Annotated in this window: 21 protein-coding genes; 8 read left to right on the forward strand and 13 right to left on the reverse strand. The window is 73.6% G+C overall.

The features are described from left to right. Positions 1-78: 78 nt before the first annotated feature. Positions 79-675: a TetR/AcrR family transcriptional regulator gene (locus ACY0MR_RS16035; protein ID WP_388792538.1), complete on the reverse strand. Its 597-nt coding sequence runs from the start codon at positions 673-675 to the stop codon at positions 79-81. 164 nt (positions 676-839) lie between these two features. On the opposite strand from ACY0MR_RS16035, the gene ACY0MR_RS16040 reads away from it, so the two are divergent. From ACY0MR_RS16040 to ACY0MR_RS16050, 3 genes are all read left to right on the forward strand, one after another. Continuing rightward, positions 840-1,664, forward strand: coding sequence for an NAD(P)-dependent oxidoreductase (locus tag ACY0MR_RS16040; RefSeq protein WP_473561802.1), 825 nt, complete (start codon positions 840-842; stop codon positions 1,662-1,664). A 95-nt stretch (positions 1,665-1,759) separates the two neighbouring features. Beyond that, positions 1,760-2,227, forward strand: coding sequence for a GNAT family N-acetyltransferase (locus tag ACY0MR_RS16045; protein WP_473561296.1), 468 nt, complete (start codon positions 1,760-1,762; stop codon positions 2,225-2,227). A 209-nt stretch (positions 2,228-2,436) separates the two neighbouring features. Next, positions 2,437-2,958, forward strand: coding sequence for a carboxymuconolactone decarboxylase family protein (locus ACY0MR_RS16050; protein WP_388792534.1), 522 nt, complete (start codon positions 2,437-2,439; stop codon positions 2,956-2,958). Between the two features lie 123 nt (positions 2,959-3,081). Here ACY0MR_RS16050 and ACY0MR_RS16055 read toward each other — a convergent pair whose 3' ends face one another. The 3 genes from ACY0MR_RS16055 to ACY0MR_RS16065 form a co-directional block, all read right to left on the reverse strand. Beyond that, a complete protein-coding gene (locus tag ACY0MR_RS16055) occupies positions 3,082-4,305 on the reverse strand; it encodes an FG-GAP-like repeat-containing protein (RefSeq protein WP_473561298.1) in 1,224 nt (407 codons plus the stop codon). A 230-nt stretch (positions 4,306-4,535) separates the two neighbouring features. Continuing rightward, positions 4,536-5,423, reverse strand: coding sequence for an alpha/beta fold hydrolase (locus ACY0MR_RS16060; protein WP_473561300.1), 888 nt, complete (start codon positions 5,421-5,423; stop codon positions 4,536-4,538). 612 nt (positions 5,424-6,035) lie between these two features. Continuing rightward, complete coding sequence (locus tag ACY0MR_RS16065) at positions 6,036-6,725, reverse strand: iron-dependent transcriptional repressor DtxR (protein ID WP_388792528.1); 690 nt, start codon at positions 6,723-6,725, stop codon at positions 6,036-6,038. Positions 6,726-6,897: 172 nt separating this feature from the next. Between ACY0MR_RS16065 and ACY0MR_RS16070 the strand changes: the two genes are divergently transcribed. Beyond that, complete coding sequence (locus tag ACY0MR_RS16070; protein ID WP_388792526.1) at positions 6,898-7,665, forward strand: SIS domain-containing protein; 768 nt, start codon at positions 6,898-6,900, stop codon at positions 7,663-7,665. 56 nt (positions 7,666-7,721) lie between these two features. Here the strand turns inward: ACY0MR_RS16070 and ACY0MR_RS16075 are convergent, their stop codons facing one another. Both ACY0MR_RS16075 and pdxH read right to left on the reverse strand, forming a co-directional pair. Then, positions 7,722-9,047 (reverse strand): PAS domain-containing protein, encoded by a 1,326-nt coding sequence (locus tag ACY0MR_RS16075; RefSeq protein ID WP_473561303.1) that lies wholly within the window; start codon positions 9,045-9,047, stop codon positions 7,722-7,724. 156 nt (positions 9,048-9,203) lie between these two features. Then, complete coding sequence (gene pdxH, locus ACY0MR_RS16080; RefSeq protein ID WP_388794039.1) at positions 9,204-9,872, reverse strand: pyridoxamine 5'-phosphate oxidase; 669 nt, start codon at positions 9,870-9,872, stop codon at positions 9,204-9,206. Between the two features lie 236 nt (positions 9,873-10,108). On the opposite strand from pdxH, the gene ACY0MR_RS16085 reads away from it, so the two are divergent. After that, entirely contained in the window at positions 10,109-11,209 is a 1,101-nt protein-coding gene (locus ACY0MR_RS16085) for a citrate synthase 2 (RefSeq protein WP_388792522.1), read from the forward strand. Between the two features lie 82 nt (positions 11,210-11,291). Here ACY0MR_RS16085 and ACY0MR_RS16090 read toward each other — a convergent pair whose 3' ends face one another. From ACY0MR_RS16090 to ACY0MR_RS16115, 6 genes are all read right to left on the reverse strand, one after another. Beyond that, positions 11,292-12,335, reverse strand: coding sequence for an isopenicillin N synthase family dioxygenase (locus ACY0MR_RS16090; protein WP_392041684.1), 1,044 nt, complete (start codon positions 12,333-12,335; stop codon positions 11,292-11,294). Between the two features lie 489 nt (positions 12,336-12,824). Beyond that, the gene (locus ACY0MR_RS16095; protein WP_392861746.1) at positions 12,825-13,403 is read right to left on the reverse strand and encodes a TetR/AcrR family transcriptional regulator; all 579 of its coding nucleotides are present in this window, start codon (positions 13,401-13,403) and stop codon (positions 12,825-12,827) included. Next, on the reverse strand, positions 13,391-14,113 hold the full coding sequence (locus ACY0MR_RS16100; protein ID WP_473561306.1) for an enoyl-CoA hydratase family protein: 723 nt from the start codon (positions 14,111-14,113) through the stop codon (positions 13,391-13,393). The genes ACY0MR_RS16095 and ACY0MR_RS16100 overlap by 13 nt, the downstream gene beginning before the upstream one ends. Then, positions 14,110-15,702: an AMP-binding protein gene (locus ACY0MR_RS16105; RefSeq protein WP_388792514.1), complete on the reverse strand. Its 1,593-nt coding sequence runs from the start codon at positions 15,700-15,702 to the stop codon at positions 14,110-14,112. The genes ACY0MR_RS16100 and ACY0MR_RS16105 overlap by 4 nt, the downstream gene beginning before the upstream one ends. A gap of 244 nt (positions 15,703-15,946) precedes the next feature. Further along, a complete protein-coding gene (locus ACY0MR_RS16110) occupies positions 15,947-16,129 on the reverse strand; it encodes a hypothetical protein (protein WP_388792512.1) in 183 nt (60 codons plus the stop codon). A gap of 106 nt (positions 16,130-16,235) precedes the next feature. Next, a complete protein-coding gene (locus tag ACY0MR_RS16115) occupies positions 16,236-16,502 on the reverse strand; it encodes a hypothetical protein (protein ID WP_388792510.1) in 267 nt (88 codons plus the stop codon). A gap of 159 nt (positions 16,503-16,661) precedes the next feature. Here ACY0MR_RS16115 and ACY0MR_RS16120 point away from each other — a divergent pair, with 159 nt between their 5' ends. Then, positions 16,662-17,852, forward strand: coding sequence for a helix-turn-helix domain-containing protein (locus tag ACY0MR_RS16120; protein WP_473561309.1), 1,191 nt, complete (start codon positions 16,662-16,664; stop codon positions 17,850-17,852). A gap of 165 nt (positions 17,853-18,017) precedes the next feature. After that, positions 18,018-18,599 carry an XRE family transcriptional regulator gene (locus tag ACY0MR_RS16125; RefSeq protein ID WP_473561311.1) on the forward strand — a complete coding sequence of 194 codons (582 nt, stop codon included), beginning with the start codon at positions 18,018-18,020 and terminating at the stop codon, positions 18,597-18,599. Positions 18,600-18,671: 72 nt separating this feature from the next. On the opposite strand, the gene ACY0MR_RS16130 is transcribed toward ACY0MR_RS16125, so the two are convergent. Beyond that, a complete protein-coding gene (locus ACY0MR_RS16130) occupies positions 18,672-19,418 on the reverse strand; it encodes an excalibur calcium-binding domain-containing protein (RefSeq protein WP_388792504.1) in 747 nt (248 codons plus the stop codon). Between the two features lie 367 nt (positions 19,419-19,785). Between ACY0MR_RS16130 and ACY0MR_RS16135 the strand changes: the two genes are divergently transcribed. After that, complete coding sequence (locus tag ACY0MR_RS16135) at positions 19,786-21,447, forward strand: FG-GAP repeat domain-containing protein (protein WP_473561313.1); 1,662 nt, start codon at positions 19,786-19,788, stop codon at positions 21,445-21,447. Positions 21,448-21,505 lie beyond the last annotated feature (58 nt).

Below are 21,505 nucleotides of genomic sequence, written 5' to 3' on the forward strand. Positions count from 1 at the left end.
CCGCCGGCGACTCCGGACCTGCACGTCGACGGCCCGCCCGGGCGAACCGGGCGGGCCGTCGCCCGTTTCCCGCCCCCGTCAGCGGTACGAGGAGAGCAGGCGGGCCAGGTGGCGGCCCGCGGTGTCCAGGGGAGTGGTGCTGCGGGCGACCTGGGCCGCCAGTTCCGCGCCCTCCAGGGTGGCGATCACCGTGTGCGCCAGCTCCTCGGCGTCCGTCTCCGGGTAGCCCGCCGCGAGCAGCCTGCGGGCGACCACCGCCCGCCAGCGGGCGAACGCCTCGGCCGCCGCCGTCTGGACGCCGGGCGCGCTGTGCGCCGTGCCGACGACCGTGGACGTGACGGGGCAGCCGTCGAGCCAGTCGGAGTCGCGCAGGCCGTCGGCGAGGGAGGCGGTGAGGGCGAGAAGGGCCTCGGCGGGGTCCGGTTCCGCGTCGAGCGCCTCGGCGAGGATCTCGGCGAACTCCTCGTCGCCCAGCCGGACGGCCGCCGTGCCGAGCTCCTGCTTGCCGCCGGGGAAGAAGTGGTAGACGGAGCCGAGGGTGGCTCCGGCCTCGACGGAGATCTGCTTGATGCCGGTGCCCTCGTAGCCCTGTCGCTGCATGAGGCGCGAGGCCGTGCGGACGATCCGCTCGCGGGTTCCGGCGGTCTCGGGGTCGTGCGGGTCCTTGGTTTTCACCCCTCCACAGTACCGAACTAGAGCGATCGCTCTAGAGCTGTGCTAGGTTCCTCTCTAGATAGAGCGTTCGTTCTAGTCATCTCGGGGAGAATTCCGTGAACACGTCTGCCGTCACCACCCCTGCCGTCGACGACCTGTCCGTGACCGTCGTCGGACTCGGCCCCATGGGCCGCGCCATGGCCGGCGCCTACCTCGACGCCGGCTACCGCGTCACCGTCTGGAACCGCACCGCGAGCCGCGCCGACGAGCTGGTCGCCCGGGGCGCCCTCCTCGCCGCCGGCGTCGAGGAGGCCCTGCGCGCCAACGAACTGGTGGTCCTGAGCCTCACCGACTACGCCGCCATGTACGCGATCCTCGAACCCGCCGCCTCGGCGCTCGACGGCCGCGTCCTGGTCAACCTCAGCTCCGACACCCCGGAGCAGGCCCGCCAGGGCGCCGCCTGGGCGGCGAAGCACGGGGCGCGGCACCTCACCGGCGGCGTCCAGACACCGCCGTCCGGCATCGGCACGCACGAGTTCGGCACCTTCTACAGCGGCCCCCGCGACCTCTTCGAGGAGCACGAGGACGCACTGAAGGTACTGACGGACACCGACTACCGCGGCGAGGACCCGGGCCTGGCCGCGCTGTACTACCAGCTCCAGATGGACCTCTTCTGGACCACGCTGACCGCCTGGCTGCACACCGCCTCGCTGGCGCACGCGAACGGCATCGGCCTGTCCGAGCTCAAGCCGCTCGCGACCGCGACGCTGACGGGGATGGGCCAGTTCCTCGACTTCTACACGCCGAGGATCGAGGCCGGGGACCACGGCGGCGACGTCGACCGGATCTCGATGGCCGTGGCCAGCCTCGACCACGTCGTCCACACCACGCGGGACTCGGGCGTGGACCCGGCCCTGCCGTCCGCCGTGCTCGCCGCCTTCCGGCAGGCAGCGGAGGCGGGCCACCAGGACGACAGCCTGACCCGGCTGTTCGAGGTCTTCCGCCGGTGACCCCGGCCCGGCGGGGGGCGCCCGGCGGCGGGGCGCCTCCCACCGGCGCGCAATTCGGATGCGGGGCGACCCGCGGTCTGCGATCCTCGCGCACTGTGACCTCCGACGACATCGACATACGGCGCGCAGGCGCATCCGACGCGACCGCGGCGGCCGAGGTGTGGCTGCGGTCCTTCGGGACCGCGCTGCCCACCGTCCGCCGCGCGCACGACGACGAGGCGGTGCGCGGCTGGTTCACCCACGTCGTCGTGCCGGAGTACGAGACCTGGGTGGCGGTGGCCGGGGAGGCCGGCGTGGTGGGGCTGCTCGTCCTCGACGGCGGGGAGCTGGAGCAGCTGTACCTCGACCCGGCGTGGCGCGGCCGGGGGCTCGGCGACCGCTTCGTGGAGCTGGCCAAGCGGCAGTGCCCGGAGGGGCTGGCGCTCTGGACGTTCCAGGTGAACGCGCCGGCCCGGAGGTTCTACGAGCGGCACGGCTTCGTCGAGGCGGAGCGGACCGACGGGCTGCGCAACGAGGAACGCGAGCCGGACGTCCGCTATGTGTGGCGGCCCGCGGCGGAGTGATCCGGCGGCGGTCCGACGGGGGTACTGTGCGGGCTCCCGTCGACGCGCCGCCGTCCCGCCCGGCGCGGGCCGGCGGACCGGCGGACCGGCGGACCGGCTGGCGGGCAAGGCCGTACGGAAACCCGTCCGCCGATTCCTGTCACACCTTCGCGGGCAGCTCCGTCAGTGCTGTGAAGGCGCCGCACCGGGCGCCGCGAAGGAGAGCAGCCATGACGCACCCGGACTCCGCCACCACGACCGCCGCCACCGCCGGCCCGATCTCCCGGATGCCCGACCCCGGTTCCCTCGTACCGGAGTTGGGCGAGGTCAGCGCCGCCCTCTTCCGGGCCACCGGCAACCGCTCGGTACCGCGCGCCACCATGAGCCTGGTCCACCTGCGGGCCGGGCAGATCGTCGGCAACACCTATCTGACGATCCTGAACACCGGTTTCCTCCGCAAGGCCGGGGAGTCGGAGGAGCGCATCACCGCGGTCGCCTCCTGGCAGGACGCCCCCTACTTCACCGAGGCCGAGCGCGCGGCCCTCGCCCTGGTGGAGGCCACCCTCCAGCCCGCCCCGCACGGCCGGGAGCGCGTCTCGGACGCGCTGTACGCCGAGGTGGCGAAGCACTACGACGACAAGGCGCTGGCCACCCTGACCATCGCCATCGGCCAGATCAACTTCTTCATCGCCCTGGCCGTCATCGGCAAGCCGAAGCCGGTCGCCTCGCTCGCCGACGAGCAGTGGGACTGACCCGCCCCGGGGAGACGCGCCGGCTCCCGCCGCGCCGGGGACCGTTCAGCGGCGGCGGGGACGGGGAAGGCCCCCGCCCCGGGGATCCGGGACGGGGGCCCTCGGCCTGCGGGCCGCGGTGGGTCAGAACGCGCCGTTCAGGTTCCACCAGGTGTCGGTCTCCGGGGAGCCGGCGCCGAACTTGCCCGTACCCGTGCCCGGGTAGAGGACCAGGGCGCCGTCGCCGCGGATCTCCGGAGAGACGTAGCCGCTGTTCGTGATCGCGGCCAGGTCGGCCTTGCCATCGCCGGTGTGGTCGCCCACGGCCAGGAACGACGCCATGACGTTCCAGCCGCTGCCCACGAGCGTCCGGGCGCCGAGCGTGCCCGTGGACGTACCCGGGTACAGCCACAGCTTGCCCGTCGACGCCTCGCGGGCCAGCAGGTCCGCCCGGCCGTCGCCGTTCAGGTCGCCGGGCGCGGCCAGGGTGTTCATGACGTTCCAGCCGCCCGCGCCGATCATCTTCCGCGCGCCGAGCGTCCCCGTGGACGTGCCCGGGTACAGCCACAGCTTGCCCGTGGACTTCTCGATCGCGAGGAGGTCGGAGCGGCCGTCGCCGGACAGGTCGCCGAAGGCGGTGATGCCGTTCATGGCGTTCCAGCCGCCCGCGCCGATCAGCTTCCGGGCGCCGAGCGCGCCGGTGCCGGTGCCGGGGTACAGCCACAGCTTGCCGGTGGACGCCTCGCGGGCCACGACGTCCTCGCGGCCGTCGCCGGTGAGGTCGCCGTGCCGGGTCAGCGCGTTCATGGCGTTCCAGCCGCCGGCGCCGACCATCGTGCCGGTGCCGTTTCCGGCCAGGAACCAGAGGCGGCCGGCCTTGTCGCGGACCAGGACGTCCGAGGTGCGGTCGCCGTTCAGGTCGCCGAAGCCGCCGGCCTTGGGCGCCTGGGTCGCGTACCACTCCGGGTACGCGTCCATGGTGCACTCGCGCTCGGTGACGACGAGCTTCACCGAGCTGACGGAGTTGCTGCCGGGGCCGCCCCACTCGCTGCCCGAGGGGTTCGGGTCCATGACGCCGACCTCGCCGTCGAGGCCGTGGTTCGCGTCGTCGTAGAGGCAGGCGAACCTGCTGGTGCGGTTCATGACGGACCGGAACGTGTTGTCCCAGGTCCCGAGCGTCGCCACGCTCGTGTTCGTCTTGTACATCGTGCCGGAGCCGTTGTCGGTCTTCCAGGCACAGAAGTAGCCCGACGGGCAGTCGGCGATCGCGGCCTGTGCGGGCGCCACGCCGGCGCCGAGCAGCCCGGCCGAGCTGAGCCCCAGAGCCGTGGCCACCGTGGCCAGGCGCCGCAGCATAGAAGTGCGCATGCAGTTTCCTCCCTGAGGCGGCGCGGAGAAGGCCTCGAACGCGCCGCAGACAGGGAACGTACCGTGCCGTGCGCGCGCCCTCGACAGGAGGGTCCCGTCCCGGCGCCGGCCGGCGGACGGCGGGCGTCCGGGGGGTGTCCGGGTGCCGGCCGCCGGGTGTACGGGCCTGGTCCGAGCTCCCCGGGGAGGACCGTTCCACCGCCCTCCCCCGCGCCCGCCCGGACCCCGTCCTACGAGGTCAGGACGCCGTTCAGGAAGGGGCCGACGGCCTCGCGCCAGGCGTCCGCGTGCTCGTAGTGGAGGAGGTGGCCGGCGTCGGGGATCTCCGCGTACGCCCCGTGGGGCAGCACCCGGACCATCTCCTGTGCCTCGGCGCGGCCCAGCTCGCCGTCGAGGCCGCGGACGACCAGCGTGGGGCAGCGGACCTGGGCCAGGGACTCCCAGTGGGCGTCGTGCACCCAGGTTTCCCGGGAGGTCAGCATCTGCTCCGGGTCGAAGACCGGCCGCCAGCCGTCCGGGTGCTCGGCCATCACCTCGGCGAAGAAGGCGCCCCGGGCCGGGTTCGGGCGCTCGACCCACGGGTCGTCCTCGCCGAACCAGCGGCGGACGGCGTCGAGCGAGGGGAACGGGGTCGGCCAGCGGCGGAACCAGTCCCGCCACTCGCGCTGCGAGGCCGCGCCGAGCGCCGAGGCGCGCATGTCGCAGATGACGAGGGCGTGGACGAGGTCGGGGCGCTCGGCCGCGAGCTGCCAGGCGGTGAGGGCGCCCATGGAGTGGCCGATGAGGGTGACCGGGCCGAGCCCGAGCTGCTCCACCGCCGCGGCCGCGTCCGCCACGTAGGCCTCGCGGGTGAAGGAGGCGGTGGGCGGCTTGTCGCTGTGCCCGTGGCCCCGCTGGTCGAGGGCGACGGTGCGGGGGCGGTGCGGCGGGCCCGCGGCCGCGTCGGAGTGCGCCGCCGCGGCGAGGCGCTCGACCGCCGGGGACCAGTGGGCCGCGTGGCCCATCAGGCCGTGGAGGAGTAAGACGCCGGGTCCGGCCTGCGGGGCGGCCCCGGGCGTGAAGTCCCAGGCCGCCAGCCGTACGCCGTCGGCCCCGGAGACGTCGAGTCGTCGCGCCATCCCTGGCACCCCCTCTTCTTGCCGTCGAACCACGCCAGACTATCGAACTCGCATTCGAAAATGCGCTCCTGCCGCGCAACACCCCTCGTTCGAGTGACAGGGCTCAAGGATTGACGGCCGCTGCCGAGGGGAGATCTTGAACGGGAGGCGGACCGCTCGGGGAAAACGGTCCGAGGGGATTGACCTTGAGAGCTCGGGGCTCCAGGTCAGCTCAGGGGAGGACAGGCCCCGGCGCCGCGAGGCGCCGGGGCCCTCTGCTGTCCGGTGCGGGCGGGCGCCCGCCGCCGCCCGGGGCGTCCGGGCGTCCTCCCCGATCCGGGTCGCGCGGGCCGCCGGGGCGGACGGCGCCGGGCGTACGGCGGTCTGCTGCACGGCCCCCACCCCTCCCCGGTATCGCACCACGTTCGCTCCAGCGTGGCACGACCAGGGCGCGGGCGTAGCCATTCCGGCGTAAACCGGGGCGCACGAGGGCCGTCGGGCCCGGAACCCGCCCCTTGCGGCATCGGGCGGGGGCGGGCCGACACGACGAAGGGTGCCCCGCCGGACGTCGGACACGACGAACGGCGGGACACCCCGCGGAAGGCTCCGCCGGCCGGGGCCGGCGTCAGCGCGTCAGCGCTTGGCCACGAAGACGTGGGACGCGACCTCGGCGTCCAGCTCGGCCGCCTCGCCGCTGCTGCCGACCAGGATGCCGCCCGCGGACTCCGTCACCGACACCACGGAGCCGGGCTGCACGCCCGCGCGCCGCAGCGTGTACATCAGCTGGGCGTCGGTCTGGATCGGCTCGCCGATCCGGCGGACGATCACCGTCTTGCCCTCGCTCGCGTCCAGCTCGGCGAGCGACACCATCGAGTCGTCGAGGAAGGCCTCGGCCTCGGCCTTCTCGCCGAGCTCCTCCAGACCGGGAATCGGGTTCCCGTACGGCGACTCCGTCGGGTGCCGCAGCAGCTCCAGGACGCGCCGCTCCACGGCCTCGCTCATCACGTGCTCCCAGCGGCAGGCCTCGGCGTGCACCTGCTCCCACTCCAGGCCGATCACGTCGACGAGCAGACACTCCGCGAGGCGGTGCTTGCGCATGACGCGGGTGGCGAGGCGGCGGCCCTCGTCGGTCAGCTCCAGGTGCCGGTCGCTGGCGACGGCCACCAGCCCGTCGCGCTCCATCCGGGCCACCGTCTGGCTCACCGTGGGGCCGCTCTGGTCGAGCCGCTCGGCGATCCGGGCACGCATGGGGACCACACCTTCCTCCTCAAGCTCGAGGATGGTGCGGAGATACATCTCCGTTGTGTCGATCAGTCCGGACATACGTGCCCCTCGATGAGTCGTGCGCTGGCCCTGCACCAATTCTGACGCATCGCGCCGACAACCGGACCGCACCGGCCCCAGGCGGTATTGACAGAGCAATGGTCCAGACCGCACCGTGATCGGCGACCAAGGCACGACCACGACACGACGGCGACGAGAAGGAGCTTCTGGAATGGGCGACAGCGCGGGCGAGAGCAAGCTGGCCGGACAGTTCTTCGACGCCGCGATCGGCCTGCTCCAGCAGGTCCGCGACGGCGACTCGGCCGAGATCTCCGCGGCCGGCGCCGCGATCGCCGAGGCCGTCGCGAACGGCAACCGGCTCTTCGCCTTCGGCGCGGGCCACTCCTCCCTCGCCGCCCAGGACGTCGTCTACCGGGCCGGCGGCCTCGCCCTGATGAACCTGCTCGTCGTCCCCGGCGTCGTCGGCGTCGACGTCATGCCGGCGACCCTCGGCTCCGCCCTCGAACGCGTCGACGGCCTCGCCGGGGCCGTACTGGACTCCTCACCCGCCACCGCCGGGGACGTCCTGATCATCATCTCCCTCTCCGGGCGCAACGCCCTGCCCGTGGAGATGGCCATGAACGCCCGCGCGCTCGGCCTCACCGTCATCGGCGTCACCTCGGTGGCGTACGCGACGGAGACCAGGTCCCGGCACGTCTCGGGGACGTACCTCAAGGACCACTGCGACATCGTCCTCGACTCCCGGATCGCCGTCGGCGACGCGGAGCTCACCCACGAGGGCATCGAGGCCCCCTTCGCGCCCGCCTCCACCGTCGTCACCAGCGCCCTCATGCAGGCCACCCTCGCGGCCGCGGCCGAGGAGCTCGTCCGCCGCGGCATCGAGCCGCCGCTGCTCCGCTCCGGGAACGTCGACGGCGGACACGAGTGGAACGGCCGCGTGATGACGGAGTACGGCGACCGGATCTTCTACCGGCACTGACCGGCGACGGCGCGGAGCGCGGGGCCCGGGTCGTATACAAGCCCTCCGGGCCCTGCCTAAGCCCGTTCCCGCAGGTCGAGCGAGGCCGCCACCCGCGTGGCCACGGCCTCCGCGAAGACCGCGTCCTCGCGCTCGAACGGCCGGCGGCACGCGGCGCGCAGGAAGGTGACCACGCCGAGCGTGCGGCCCCGGGAGCGCAGGGTCACGCAGACCGCGTGCGCCGCGTCCGACGGCCACTGGTGGGCCTCCGCCCACACCTCCGCCGTGCGCCCGGCGCTCGCGCGGACCGTGCCCACCCGGTCCCACGCCTGGAGCGCCGGATGCCTCGGCCCGTACCGCAGGGGTATGCCGCCGCCCACCACCGGCGAGGACGGACCGGCCGCGGCCGCGGGGGTCGCGAGCGCCCGGGTCAGCCGCCGCTCGCCCGCGACCCGGTCGACCAGCGCGTGGTCCGCGAACCCGGCGAGCGCGAAGTCGAGCAGCACCGCGATCGCCTCCTCCGGGTCCTCGCACTCCGCGGCCGCCGCACCCGCCCGGTGCAGCTGGCTCCACCGGAACCGCAGCCGGTCCGCCTCGCGCGCCGCGAGCCGCTCCTCCGTCACGTCCTGGAACAGCCAGGCCACGCCCAGCGGCACCGGCTCCTCCGCCATCGGCGAGGACAGCAGCAGGAAGCCGCTGCGCCAGCACCGCCGCCGCTCCTCCCCGGAGGCCCGCAGCGTCACCCAGACCTCGGCCGGCGCGGGCGGCGTGCCCTCCGCGAGGACGTGCTGGATCGCCGCCTCCAGCTCCTCCGCTCCGTGCACGACGACATCGCCCAGCGGCCGTCCGAGCAGGGCCGTGCGCCCGGTGCCGAAGGCGCGGGCCGCGTGGCCGTTGACCATGGCGGGGCGCAGATCGGCGTCGACCAGGACGACCCCCCAGGACGCGTCCTCGAACAGCGCCTCGCTGAGGGCGACCGACCGCTCCAGGTCGAGCTGGACGTGGACCTCGCTGAACGCGCAGTACACCCCGGCGGGACCGCCGTCCGCGCCGCGGACGCCGGCGGCCTGGCTGCGCACGAGCACCCGGCCGCCGTCCTTGCGGAGCAGCGCCAGCTCGTGGACCTGCCGGCCGGGGCCCTTCATGACCCCCATCAGCCGCCGCAGGATGTCCTCGGCGTCGGCGCTGCGCGCCGCCCAGCCCTCGAACCCGCGCCGCCCGACCGCCTCCGCGGCGGACCAGCCGAGGATCCGCTCGGCCTCGCGGTTCCAGTGCGTGACCGTCCCGTCGGCGTCGAACGCGCAGAGCGCCGCGTCCATCCCGTCGAGCAGTGCGGCCAGCAGATCGGCCCCCGCTCCGGGAACGGAGGCGGTCGCGCTCGCGGACCCCGTGAAAGCACTCATCCCGGCACCCCCCATACTTCCGCCATTCAACTGGAACGTGACGCAGAGCACAGCACCTTCACGGAAATCGTTGCACCGCGGAAACGCGGGCGCACACGGAGACCGCGGCGGGGTACGCCAGAGGCATGTGCGCCGGTCAGGGCGCCGGCGCACCGCTCAGGGCGCGAGCCGCTCCACCCGCCACGTACCGCCGTCCGGGGCCCCCTCGGCGCCCGGGCCGCCGCCGTGGTCTCCCTCGCGGACGTACCGCAGCCGGTCGTGGAGCCGGTTCTCGTGCCCCTGCCAGAACTCGACCGCGTCCGGGACGACCCGGATGCCTCCCCACTCCGGCGGGACCGGAACCTGCGTGTCGCCGGGGTAGCGGGCGGCCAGCTCCCCGTAGCGGGCGAGGAGCTCCTCGCGGGACGCGATCACCGAGGACTGGGGGCTCGCCCAGGCGCCGAGCTGGGAGCCGTGCGGGCGGGTCCGGAAGTAGGCGACGGTCTCGTCGCGGCCGATGCGCTCCGCCCGGCCCGTGACGACGACCTGGCGGGCCAGCGGGTGCCAGGGGAAGAGCAGTGCGGCGTACGGGTTGGCCGCGAGCTCGCGGCCCTTGCGGGACTCGTAGTTGGTGAAGAAGACGAAGCCGGCCCGGTCGTAGTGCTTGAGGAGCACCGTGCGCGAGGACGGGCGGCCGTCGGCGGCGGCCGTGGAGACGACCATCGCGTTCGGCTCGTGGATCGCCGGGTTCGCGGCGGTCTCCTTGAACCAGCGGGTGAACTGCGCGATCGGTTCGGGCGCGAGGTCGGCGGTGGACAGCTCGTCGGTGCGGTACTGCTCGCGCATGTCCGCGGGATCCGGGGCGTCGTTCACGGGATCGGTCACAGGGTCATCCTGCCGCAGCGGCCCAGTCTGCCCGGCACGGCGTGACGCCAATCCTTCCTCGCCGGATCGGCGGAGTGTGCCGGATGTCACGCTTCCCCGCATCATCGGAACCGTACAGACTCTTGGGCTGGACGACTGTTGAATCCCCACGATCGCCCACCACTCGATTGATCGATCATCGATAGAGGAGCCGCCTGATGTCCGACTTCGTACCCGGGCTCGAGGGAGTCGTCGCGTTCGAGACGGAGATCGCCGAACCCGACAAGGAGGGCGGCGCCCTCCGCTACCGCGGCGTCGACATCGAGGACCTGGTCGGCCACGTCTCGTTCGGCAACGTCTGGGGCCTGCTCGTCGACGGCGCCTTCAACCCCGGCCTGCCCGCCGCCGAGCCGTTCCCCATCCCCGTGCACTCCGGCGACATCCGCGTCGACGTGCAGTCCGCCCTCGCGATGCTCGCGCCCGTGTGGGGCCTCAAACCGCTCCTCGACATCTCCGCCGAGCAGGCCCGCGACGACCTCGCCCGCGCCGCCGTCATGGCGCTCTCGTACGTCGCCCAGTCCGCCCGCGGCCAGGGCCTCCCCATGGTCCCGCAGAGCGAGATCGACAAGGCCGAGTCCGTCGTCGAGCGCTTCATGATCCGCTGGCGCGGCGAGCCGGACCCGAAGCACGTCAAGGCCGTCGACGCCTACTGGACCTCGGCCGCCGAGCACGGCATGAACGCCTCCACGTTCACCGCCCGCGTCATCGCCTCCACCGGCGCCGACGTGGCCGCCTCGCTCTCCGGCGCCGTCGGCGCCATGTCCGGCCCGCTGCACGGCGGCGCGCCGTCCCGCGTCCTCGGCATGATCGAGGAGATCGAGCGGACCGGCGACGCCACCGCGTACGTGAAGCAGGCCCTCGACAAGGGCGAGCGCCTCATGGGCTTCGGCCACCGCGTCTACCGCGCCGAGGACCCCCGCGCGCGCGTGCTGCGCCGGACGGCCAAGGAGCTGGACGCCCCGCGCTACGAGGTGGCCGCGGCGCTGGAGAAGGCCGCCCTGGAGGAGCTGCACAACCGGCGTCCCGACCGCGTCCTGGCGACGAACGTCGAGTTCTGGGCGGCCATCGTCCTCGACTTCGCCGAGGTCCCGGCGCACATGTTCACGTCGATGTTCACGTGCGCGCGGACGGCCGGCTGGTCGGCGCACATCCTGGAGCAGAAGCGCACCGGCCGCCTGGTCCGCCCGTCCGCCCGCTACACCGGGCCGGGCCAGCGCGACCCGCGCGAGATCGAGGGCTACGCCGACATCGCGGGCTGAGCCCGCGCGGCACCGCGACGCCGCGACGACGGTCCGACCCGCACAGTCGGGACGGTCGCCGCGGCGTCGCGACGGGCCGGTGCTACACCGACAGCGCCGGCTGGGACTCCGGGTGCAGCAGCAGGTCCGCGTGGTGACGGGCCGTCGTCAGCGGGTGCGCCCGCAGCTTGCCCTTGAGCTCGTTCCGCCCGTACTCGGCGAACAGCGGGTTGGCCGGGTCGGCCGTGACACCCGGCGCGGTCTCCGCGTACGGGAAGGCCAGCGGGGCGATCCGGGCGTCGAGCCGCGGGTTGTAGAAGAACGGCACCGAGTAGCGCTCGGTGGCCCCGGACGGCGAGACGACCCGGTGGTTGGTCGCGAGCAGGTAGCCGTTCGTCGCCACTTCGAGCAGTTCGCCGAGGTTCACGACGAACGCGCCGGGCAGCGGCGGCACGTCGTGGAAGTCCCCGTCCTCGCGCTGCACCTGGAGCCCGCCCACCTGGTCCTGGAGGAGCAGGGTGAGGAAGCCGTAGTCCTTGTGCGCGCCGACGCCCTGGTCGTCGCCCTCGCCGCTGCTGCCGGGGTAGCGCACCAGCTTGAGGTGGGGGTGGGCGCGGGGGCCGAAGATGTCGTCGTAGAAGTCCCGGGGCGCGCCGATCGAGACGAGCAGTTCGTGCAGGAGCCGCTCGGCGACCCCGCTGAGCCGTTCGATCCAGTGCAGGGCGGCGGTGCGCAGCTCGGGGAGGGCCTCGGGCCACTGGTTGGGGCCTTCGAGCCACCAGTACGGCGCTTCCCAGGGCCCGGGGAGGCGGGCGGGGCGTTCGGCGCCTATGTCCAGCTGGTCGCGCCAGTCGCGCGCGCCGGCGGTGCGCTCGTCCCCGATGCGCGTGTAGCCGCGGAAGTGCGGCGAGTTGATGTTGTCGAGGGCGATGCGGTCGGCCTCGGGCAGCGCGAAGAAGGCGCGCATCGCGGAGGTCAGGGCCCGCGTCTCGGCCTCGGTCACCCCGTGTCCGATCAGCTGGAAGAACCCCACGTCGTGGGCGGCCGAGTGGAGCTGGGCGTGGAGCAGCCGCCGGGCCTGGGGGTCGCGGTCTGCGGCGGAGAGGTCGACGATGGGGAGCTGCGAGGAGTACGAGCTGCGAGTCATGGGTGCGTCCGCGGGGTCTACGGGTGCCCGGGGCGGCCGCCGAGGGTGGGGCGGGGGCCACGGGTGCCGGTCGGCTTGGGCTCGGAACGAGGGACCCGGTGGGGGCGGCTGAGGGCGCCCCGGGAGGGTCAGGCGGAGCGGCGACAGCTCATGGTCGTGACGCGGAGGAAGTCCACGTGGCGACGGCGTACGAGCGTAGGCATGCGACCAGAGTACTGCCGAGGGGGTGGATGGACTGTGGCGCCGGTCACGTCTCGCGGGAGGACTTGCGGCCGCGACAGCTCCGAGGAGGAGGATCCCCGGGCGGGGGCGGCGTACGGGGTCGGTTCCTCCGGCCGCGGGCTTGTCCGGCGTACGGGATCGGTTCCTCCGGCCGCGGGCTTCTCCGGCGTACGGGGTCGGTTCCTCCGGCAGCGGGCTTCTCCGGCGTACGGGGTCGGCTCCTCCGGCCGCGGGCTTCTCCGGCGTACGGGCCGGCAGGCGCGGGCCCTAGTCCAGCGCCTCGTCCAGCAGCACGGCCCACTGGGCGACCACGCGGTCGCGGCGGGCGCGGTCGTCCGTCAGGAGGGTGGCGAGGCCGAGTCCGCGGGCCATGTCCAGGAGGCCCTGGACGGTCTCGCGGACGCCCGGCCGGGACTCGTCGGCGCCCAGCACCTCGACGGCGATGCGGTGGGACTCGCGGCCGACGCGGGCCTCCAGCTCGGTCACGCGCGCGCGGAGCTGGTCCTCGCCGGAGGCGGCGACCCACAGGTGGAGGGCGGCCCGGAAGAGGGGCCCGGTGAAGAGGTCGACGAGCGCGGCGACGGCCTCGTGCCGGTCGCGGGAGGGCAGGCCGCGCAGCGCGTGCGAGCGCTCCTCGGCGACGTACTCGACGGCGGCGGTGAAGAGGTCCTCGCGGGTCGGGAAGTGGTGCTGGGCGGCGCCCCGGGAGACGCCGGCCCGTTCCGCGACGACGGCGACCGTGGAGCCCGCCCAGCCGTGTTCGGCCAGGCAGGACACGGCCGCCTCCAGGAGCCGCTGCCGGGTGGCGCGGCTCCTGTCCTGCTTGGGTGCGGTCACAGCCGCCATGCGGGGTCCCGTCGTTCGAGGAAGGCCGTCATCCCCTCGCGCGCCTCGGGGGAGGCGAAGAGCGTGGCCGACCTCTGCACCAGGTCCTCCGCGTCACGTTCGAAGGTCTCCAGGACTCTAGCGGTGACCAGCCTCTTCGCCTCGCGCAGGCCCTGCGGGGAGGCGGCGCGGAGGGCGTCGAGGATGCCGGGCAGGGCGTCGTCCCGGTCGGTCACGAGCCCCATGGCGATCGCCTCCGGCACCCCGAACCGCTCGCCGGTCAGGTAGTGGCGGGCCGCCGCGCGGGGTTCCAGCTTCGGGAGGAGGGTGAGGGACACGACGGCGGGGGCGACCCCGATCCGCACCTCGGTGAGCGCGAAGTCCGCGGCGTCCGCCGCGACGACGATGTCGCAGGCGCCGAGCAGCCCGAGTCCGCCGGCCCGTACGTGCCCGGTGACGTGGGCGACGACCGGCTTCGGGAGTTCGACGATCTGCCGGAGGAGGTCCACGAAGGCGTACGGGCTCGGCGGGGCCTTCAGGTCGGCGCCCGCGCTGAACGTGCCGCCGGTGTGGGTGAGGACCACCGCGCGGACGGCGGGGTCCTTGCCGCACGCGGTGAGCGCGTCCGCGAGCTCGGTGACGAGCGCGGCGGAGAGTGCGTTGCGGGTGGCCGGGGAGTCGAGGGCGAGGGTGGTGACGCCTCGTTCCTCGGTGACGGCGACCAGGGTCATGTGCGGTCCCTCAGCTCTCGGTCTCGGAGTTCTCGGCGGAGGATCTTCCCCGACGCTGCCCGGGGCACGGCCTCGATGAACTCGACGTCGCGGACCTTCTTGTACGGGGAGACCCGGGCGGCGACGTGGGCCATGACGTCCTCGGCGGTCAGGCCGGGGGCGGCGGCCTGGCGCACCACGTAGGCCTTGGGGATCTCGGTGCCGTCGGCGTCGGTGACGCCGATGACGGCGGCGTCGGCGACGCCCTCGTGGGTGAGGAGGAGCGCCTCCAGTTCGGCGGGGGCGACCTGGAAGCCCTTGTACTTGATGAGTTCCTTGACGCGGTCGACGACGTACAGCCAGCCGTCGTCGTCGACGCGGCCGATGTCGCCGGTGTGCACCCAGCCCTCGCCGTCGATCATGGCGGCGGTGGCGTCGGGGCGTCCGAGGTATCCCTTCATGACCTGCGGTCCCCGGATGGCGACCTCGCCCTCCTCGCCGGGCGCCGCGTCCCTGGAGGGGTCGTCGAGGGACAGGATCCGCATCTCGGTGGAGGGCAGCAGCTTCCCCACGGTGCCGGGCGGGGGGTCCTGGGCGGTGAGGGGGACGACGTGGGTGCCGGGCGAGAGCTCCGTCATGCCGTACGCCTGGAGGACCGGCGGCAGTCCGAGCCGCGCGGAGCAGGCCGCGGCGAGGGCGGCGTCGAGCGGGGCGGCGGCGCTGACGACGTACTCCAGGGAGGACAGGTCGTAGTCGGCGACGGCCGGGTGCTTGGCGAGGGCGAGCACGATCGGCGGGGCGACGTAGAGGCCGTTGATGCGGTGCCTCTGGATGGCACCGAGGAAGGTGTCGAGTTCGAAGCGGGGCAGGACGACGACGGTGGCGCCCTGCCGGAGCGGCGCGTTCATGAGAGCCGTGAGCCCGTAGATGTGGAAGAACGGCAGGACGGCCAGGATGCGGTCGCCGGGCCCCATCGGGATGATCGGGTCGAGCTGGGCGAGGTTCGTGGCGATCGACGTGTGCGTGAGCATCACGCCCTTGGGGACGCCGGTGGTGCCGGAGGAGTACGGGAGGGCCGCGATGTCCTCGTCGGGGTCGACGGCGGGCTCGGGCACGGGCCCGGTGGAGCCGAGGAAGGCCTGGAGCGACCGGACGCCCTCGCCCTCGGGCGCGGTGTCGCAGACGAAGATCTCCGTGACGCCGCCCGCGAGTTCGGCGGCGGCGCGGGCCGCCGGCAGGAGCGGTGAGACGGTGACGATCCAGCGTGCGGAGGAGTCGCGGAGCTGCTTGGCGAACTCCTCGGGGGTGGCCAGCGGGTGCACGGTGGTGACGGCGGCGCCGGCGCGGGTGGCGGCGTAGAAGGCGACAGGGAAGAGCACGGTGTTGGGGCTGTGCAGGGCGAGCACGTCGCCCTTCCGCACCCCGGCCTCCGCGAGCCCGGCGGCCACCCGCCGGTGGAAGGCGTCGACCTGCCCGTACGTGAGGGTGAACTCCCCCGTCCCGTCGATCAGAGCGGGCGCGTCGCCCCGCTCGGCGGCGCGTCCGAGCACCGCGTCGTGGATCGGCAGGGAGACGGTCGGGACGGCTTCGTACTCGCTGTGGAACACCATGCAAGCCCCCTGGGAAGAGGTGGGAGTGGTGGAAGACGGTCGCCAGGATCGCGCGGAGGGGCACGACTTGGGGAGACCTTGTCAGCCACCCGTAAAACAATCAAGCATGCCTGCATGTTATGAACGGGCCTTCCGGCGCGGAGGCTTCCGACGGCGGTCCACGCGGGCACCCGAGGGTCGACTCCGGTCCGCGTCGGGGCGCCTCGCCCCGGAAGCTCCGGTCCGGGGCGAGGCGGCCAGGTGGCTAGGCGGCTCGGATCGCGAGGGCGGCGGCTCCGGCGGCGACGGTCACGCAGGTCAGGAACAGCGCGAGGGCGGCCGTACGGGAGGCAGGTGCTCGCCGATCAGGGCGATCGCCCCGCTGGGCCGCAGGACCCTGCGCTCCTCCGGACTCGCCGACCAGCAGTCCGCCGTGCTCGCCGTCCACTTCGTCCCTCCGGGTCGAACCAGCGTGAGGAGGTCACCGTCCACAGCGCACACCTGACCCGCGAGGGCCCGGGTTCCGTCCGTGACGACATCGCCCACGCGGTACCTCACGACGGCCGCCGGGCGGCCCGAAGGATCGCGACCATGCGCTTCGCCCCGGCGACGGTGACCTCACCCAGGCCGAAGACGTGCAGGGGCCCGTGCGGCGTCGCCCGCTCCTCGCGGTAGAGCCCCTGCGTCAGAAAGCCGGCGGCCTCCATGGCACCCCGGAGCTCACGGAAGACCGCACCCGCCTCCACGGCGCTCACGGGTCGGGGCTGGGGCGGGGTGTGCGGCTGGGGCGGGGTGTGCGGCCGGGGCGGCGGCGTGCTCATGGCGTGCTCACTTCCTGACAGACTTCCGAGCGGGTGTGACCAGTCAACTGCGCTCCGTGCCCGGGAGCTTGCACACGGCTTGCACAAAGGCCGTGCCGGTGCGCCCAGGGCCTGTGAGCATGGGACGTGACTGGTTCCCGACGGGGTAGGACTGACCGCATGAGCGCGACCAGCGATGTAGCACCCGGGACGAACCTCTCCCTGCTCAGGAAGGAACGCGGCCTCTCCCAAGCTCAGCTCGCCCGGACGGCAAACATCTCCGTGTCGCTGCTGTCCAAGATCGAGGTGGGCGACCGGACGCTCACACCGACCGTGGCCGCGACGATCGGCAAGGCCCTCGGCCTGTCCATGGCCGAGGTCCAGGGCCGGACACGCGTCGACGGGGACGACGAGCAGCGGCTCACGGCTCTGCGGTCGGCCGTCCGGGACTACGACCTGCCGGGCCGCGCACCGGTCGAGGAGGCGGCCGTCCTGGCCGCGGTGGAGGCCGTCCGCGACGCCCGCGACGCGGCGCGCGTCCGCCACGTCCTCGCCCGGCTCCCAGCGCTGCTCCGGAGCGCCACGACGTACGCCCACACGGCGAACACGGTCGATACATGGATGACCCTTGCGGAGGTCTACAGCTCCGTCTACTGGCTCGCCGCCCGTCACCGCTGGATGGACATGGCCGAGTTGGCGGTGACGCGGCAGCGCTGGGCCGTCGAGCAGCAGCCCAACCCCCTGGGAGAGGCCATCGCCGCGCGCGACCGGGCGGGCGCCTATCTGAACGGCGGCGACGCCGAGGGGGGCCTCACAATCGTTGACCGGGCCCTCACCAAGGCCGAGTCCGCGCTTTCCGGGGAGGACCGCGCGTTCGCCGTCGGCGTGCTGAACCTGCGGGGAATGACGCTGGCGGGGCGGCTGGACGACAAGGTCGAGGGGGCGCGCGAGGCCGAACGGCACATCGCCTCGGCCGAACGGGCCGCCGACGCGTGGTTGAGCGGCGGCGACGCGAACCGACACTCGATGATCTTCGGGCCGCAGAACACCGCCACCCACGTCCTCGCGACCCGCCTCGACCTCGGCCGCCCCCGGGAGGCCCTCGCCGTCGCGGAGAACCTCGACGCGGTCCTGAACGGCCTGCCGGCCACCAGGGTGGCTCCCTCGCGCCTGAACGTCGCCCGAGCCCACCTCGACGTCGGAGACCGCGAGGCCGCCCTCGCCAACCTGTCCGCAGCGTGGGAGGCGGCACCGCAGATGGCCCGCATCCACCCGACGGCCCGCGAGGTCTTCCGGGTCCTCGCATCACTGCACCGCCGGAGCAACCCCGAGCTGTTGCGGCTCTCGCACATCTCCGGGATGCCGTTGTAGGCACGCCGAACGGCCCCAGGGCTCCGGCAGACGACGGTGGAATCACGTCTGGATGGGGAAGGCCGCTACGGAAGACAGGTACAACGATGGCTTGCTGACGCGAGGCTCACGCCGCACGCGCGGAATCGCGCGGACGCTGCGCGGGCGCTGGGAGTGGATGAGGACATGATCTGGCCGAAAGCGGTGCAGGACCGCGTCAAGCTCGGCGGCGACCGGGAGATCGTGCGCACCTACCCTTACCGCTCCGCGTGTCCGTCGACGGTCTGGGCCGCGCTCACGGCCGCCGCGGAAGGCGAGCTGCTCTTCGCGGGATACACAAACTACTTCCTGTGGACGCAGATTCCCGCGTTCGCCGGTCTGATCCGGCGCAAGGCGGAGTCCGGGTGCCGCGTGCGGTTCCTGCTCGGCGATCCCGACGGTGCCGTGACCCGACAGCGCGAGGTGATCGAGGACGTTCCGCTCTCGGTGTCCACGCGTATCCGGATCACGCTCGACGAACTGGCCAGGATCGGTCCGGTCGAAGGTGTCCAGGCCCGGTTCAGTGCTGCGGAGGACGCGGTGAACCACGTCTCGCTGTCCGTGTTCCGGTTCGACGAGCAGGCCCTCGTCACACCCCACCTCGCCCGTCTCGTCGGCCACGACTCGCCCTTGCTGCACCTCCGACGACACGAGGAAGGCGGCATGTTCGACCGCTTCGCGGAGCACGCCGAAGAGCTGTGGGAACGGGCCGTACCCCTGACCTCGTAGACGACGAACGGCCCCGCACCCCTGACCGGGAGGCGGGGCCGTCGCGCGTGCGGGCGCGATCGGACGGAGGCGTCAGCGCTCGCAGGCCACCCCGTCGCCGTCGCGGTCGAGGTGGCTGCCGTAGCCCGGCTCGCCCGCGTGGATGGGGGCGGCGCCGGCCGCACGAACGGCTGTGCAGTTGCGGTAGTAGACGCTGCTGCCGCCGGCGGGCTCGTCGTCCTCGGTGGCCGCCGGCGTCGGCTCCTGCGTCGGCACCGGCGCCTGGGTGCGGGAAGGCTTCGGAGTGGTGGGCGTCGGCTTCGGGGTGGGCTTGTGGAGCACCGTGTTCGGCGAGGCCGGGCACGGGACGTCCGGCGCGGTCACGTAGACCACCGGGACCGCCGACCCGACCGGCGCACCGGCGTCCGGTCGCTGGAAGCACACGGTCCAGGACGTGTAGTCCGCGGGCAACTCGACGTCCTTGTAGGCGGCGTAGGCCCGGCCCAGGTTCTTCGTGAGGAGGGGCTCGGCGTCCGTGTAGGTCCGTCCGACGAGTGAGGGCATCACCGGAGCCGCCTGCGTCGTCGACGGCGACGGCGACGGCGTCGCGGGCGTGGTCGACGCACTCGCCGTCGGCTTCGCCGCGCCCTTCGCGTCGTTCTCCGTGTCCTCCGGCGGGTCGCTGACGAGGACCAGCAGGAACCAGAGGGAGCCGAGGACGGTCGCGACGACCTTCTTGTTCAGGCTCCAGCGGCCCGTCCAGGTCAGGGCTATGCCCACCGGCGGCAGGAAGACCAACAGGCAGACGATCAGGGCCGGGTGCTGCCACCAGCGGCGCACGGGCAGCGGAGCGGGAGGGGGCTGGAAAGGAGGTGGCGGCGGGTACACGAGCGACTCCCGAGAGCTGTGAGCGTGTGCGAATGGCGAAGAGCGTACACAGATCGTTCACAACCGGTAGCCGTTCGTACGGAATCGGAACCCGAACGGGGCGCCAGGCGGTCGGGCACCCCGCGTCCCCCCACGCCCGGCCCGCACGCCCCCGCCCCGCACCGCCGCCGGCCCGCACCCCCGCGCCCGCACCCGCGCCCGCGCCCGCGCCCGCGCCCGCGAAAGGTTGTACGCGAGGGATCTTCCTTTTCGTTTTCCGTGGACTCTACGATCCGGAGGCCCTCCGTCCTCCTGTTCACCACCCGTCCCGGGAGGGACCTTGCTCCACACGCACCACCCCCGTCGCAGCCGTCGACTCGCGGCCTGCGCGGCCCTCCTGCTCGGCGTCGGCCTGCTGTCCGTCGGCCCCACGTCGACGATCGCCGACGCGGCCCCCGCCGCGACCCCCGCGAAGCCCCGCTTCGACCGCGACGGCGACGGCCGCAGCGACCGGGTCTACCGGTCCGCCGCCACCGGCGAGCTGCGGATATCCCTCTCGAAGTCCGGCACCAGCGCGCCCTTCGCACTCAGCAGGCCCGGCATGGAGATCCTGCCGGCCGACGACCTCACCGGAACCGCGGCCCCCGAACTGCTCACCCTCCAGGGCGACGGAAGCCTCGTGCTGCACCGCGGCGTCGGCCCCACCTCCGTCGGCACGCCGGACTGGTGGGGATACGGCTGGCAGATCTACAACAAGGTCCTCGCCCCCGGCGACCTGACCCGGGACGGGCACCAGGACCTGCTGGCCCGCACCCCGGACGGCACGCTCTACCTGTACGCGGGGAAGGGCACGATCGACAGCGGCGGCCCGTTCAAGACCCGCGCCAAGGTCGGTGGCGGCTGGCAGGCGTACGACCAGCTCGTCGGCACCAACGACCTCGACGGCGACGCGATCGCCGACCTCGTCGCCCGGACGCCGGGCGGCGACCTCTACTTCTACCGGGGCACCGGCTCGGCCACCGCCCCCTTCGGGTCCCGCGTCAGGATCGGCGGCGGCTGGAACGCGTACAACCAGGTCATCGGCACCGACGACCTCGACGGCGACGGCCGGGGCGACCTGCTGGCCCGCACCTACAGCGGCTCCTTCTACCGGTACCTCTCGCTCGGCGGCGGCCGGTTCGGGGCGCGGACGTACTACGGAGGCGGCGGCCAGGGCCTCTCGTACTACCTCGGCCAGGGCGGCGTCCCCGCGTACGGGAAGCACAACCTGTTCACCGTGAACGCCGCGGGCACCGCCTTCACCCACGGGACGCTGGCGGACGGCAGGCTCACCGCGCCCCGGCAGTACGCCGGGGCCGGGGACTTCGCCTACCACTGGCCCACCGTCAACGGGTACGCCCTGGACGGGGTCGACCGGGCCAACCTGCTGATCGCCGACAGCCGCGGCCTCTTCATGTGGCGCGAGGAGGGCGGCAGCCCGCTCGGCAACCAGGTCGGCGGCGGAACCGCCTACCAGAACTACCTGTACAAGGCCTCGCCGGGCGACGTCGACGGCGACAGCGAGGCCGACTTCGTCGGACTGAGCGGCCGGGGCGAACTCTTCCTCCACCGCGGCCTGAAGAGCCACAGCCCTGCGTACCTCGGCCCGGCCGTCCGGATCGGCACCGGCTGGCCGACGGACATCCTGATCGGCCCCGGGGACGTCACGGGCGACGGCCGCCCCGACCTGATCACCCGGGACGGCATCAGCCTGTACGTGCACGCGGGCACCGGATCCACCACCGCCCCGTTCGCGCCGCGCGTCCTCGTCGGCCAGGGCTGGCAGGCGTACGAGTACCTGGCCTCGCCCGGCGACATGGACGGCGACGGCCGCGCCGACCTGGTCGCCGTGACCCCGGGCGGTGACGTGTACCGCTACTCGGCCACCGGCCTGCGTGGCACGTCCACGTTCACCGCCCGCGTCAAGATCGCCTCGGGCTGGACGTACGACCACGTCAGCTGAGCCGGTCGTGACGGGCTGCCCGGGTCGGTCGGTACGACGCCGACGCGGTCAGCCCGTC

The organism is Streptomyces sp. JN8 (genome assembly GCF_055808075.1).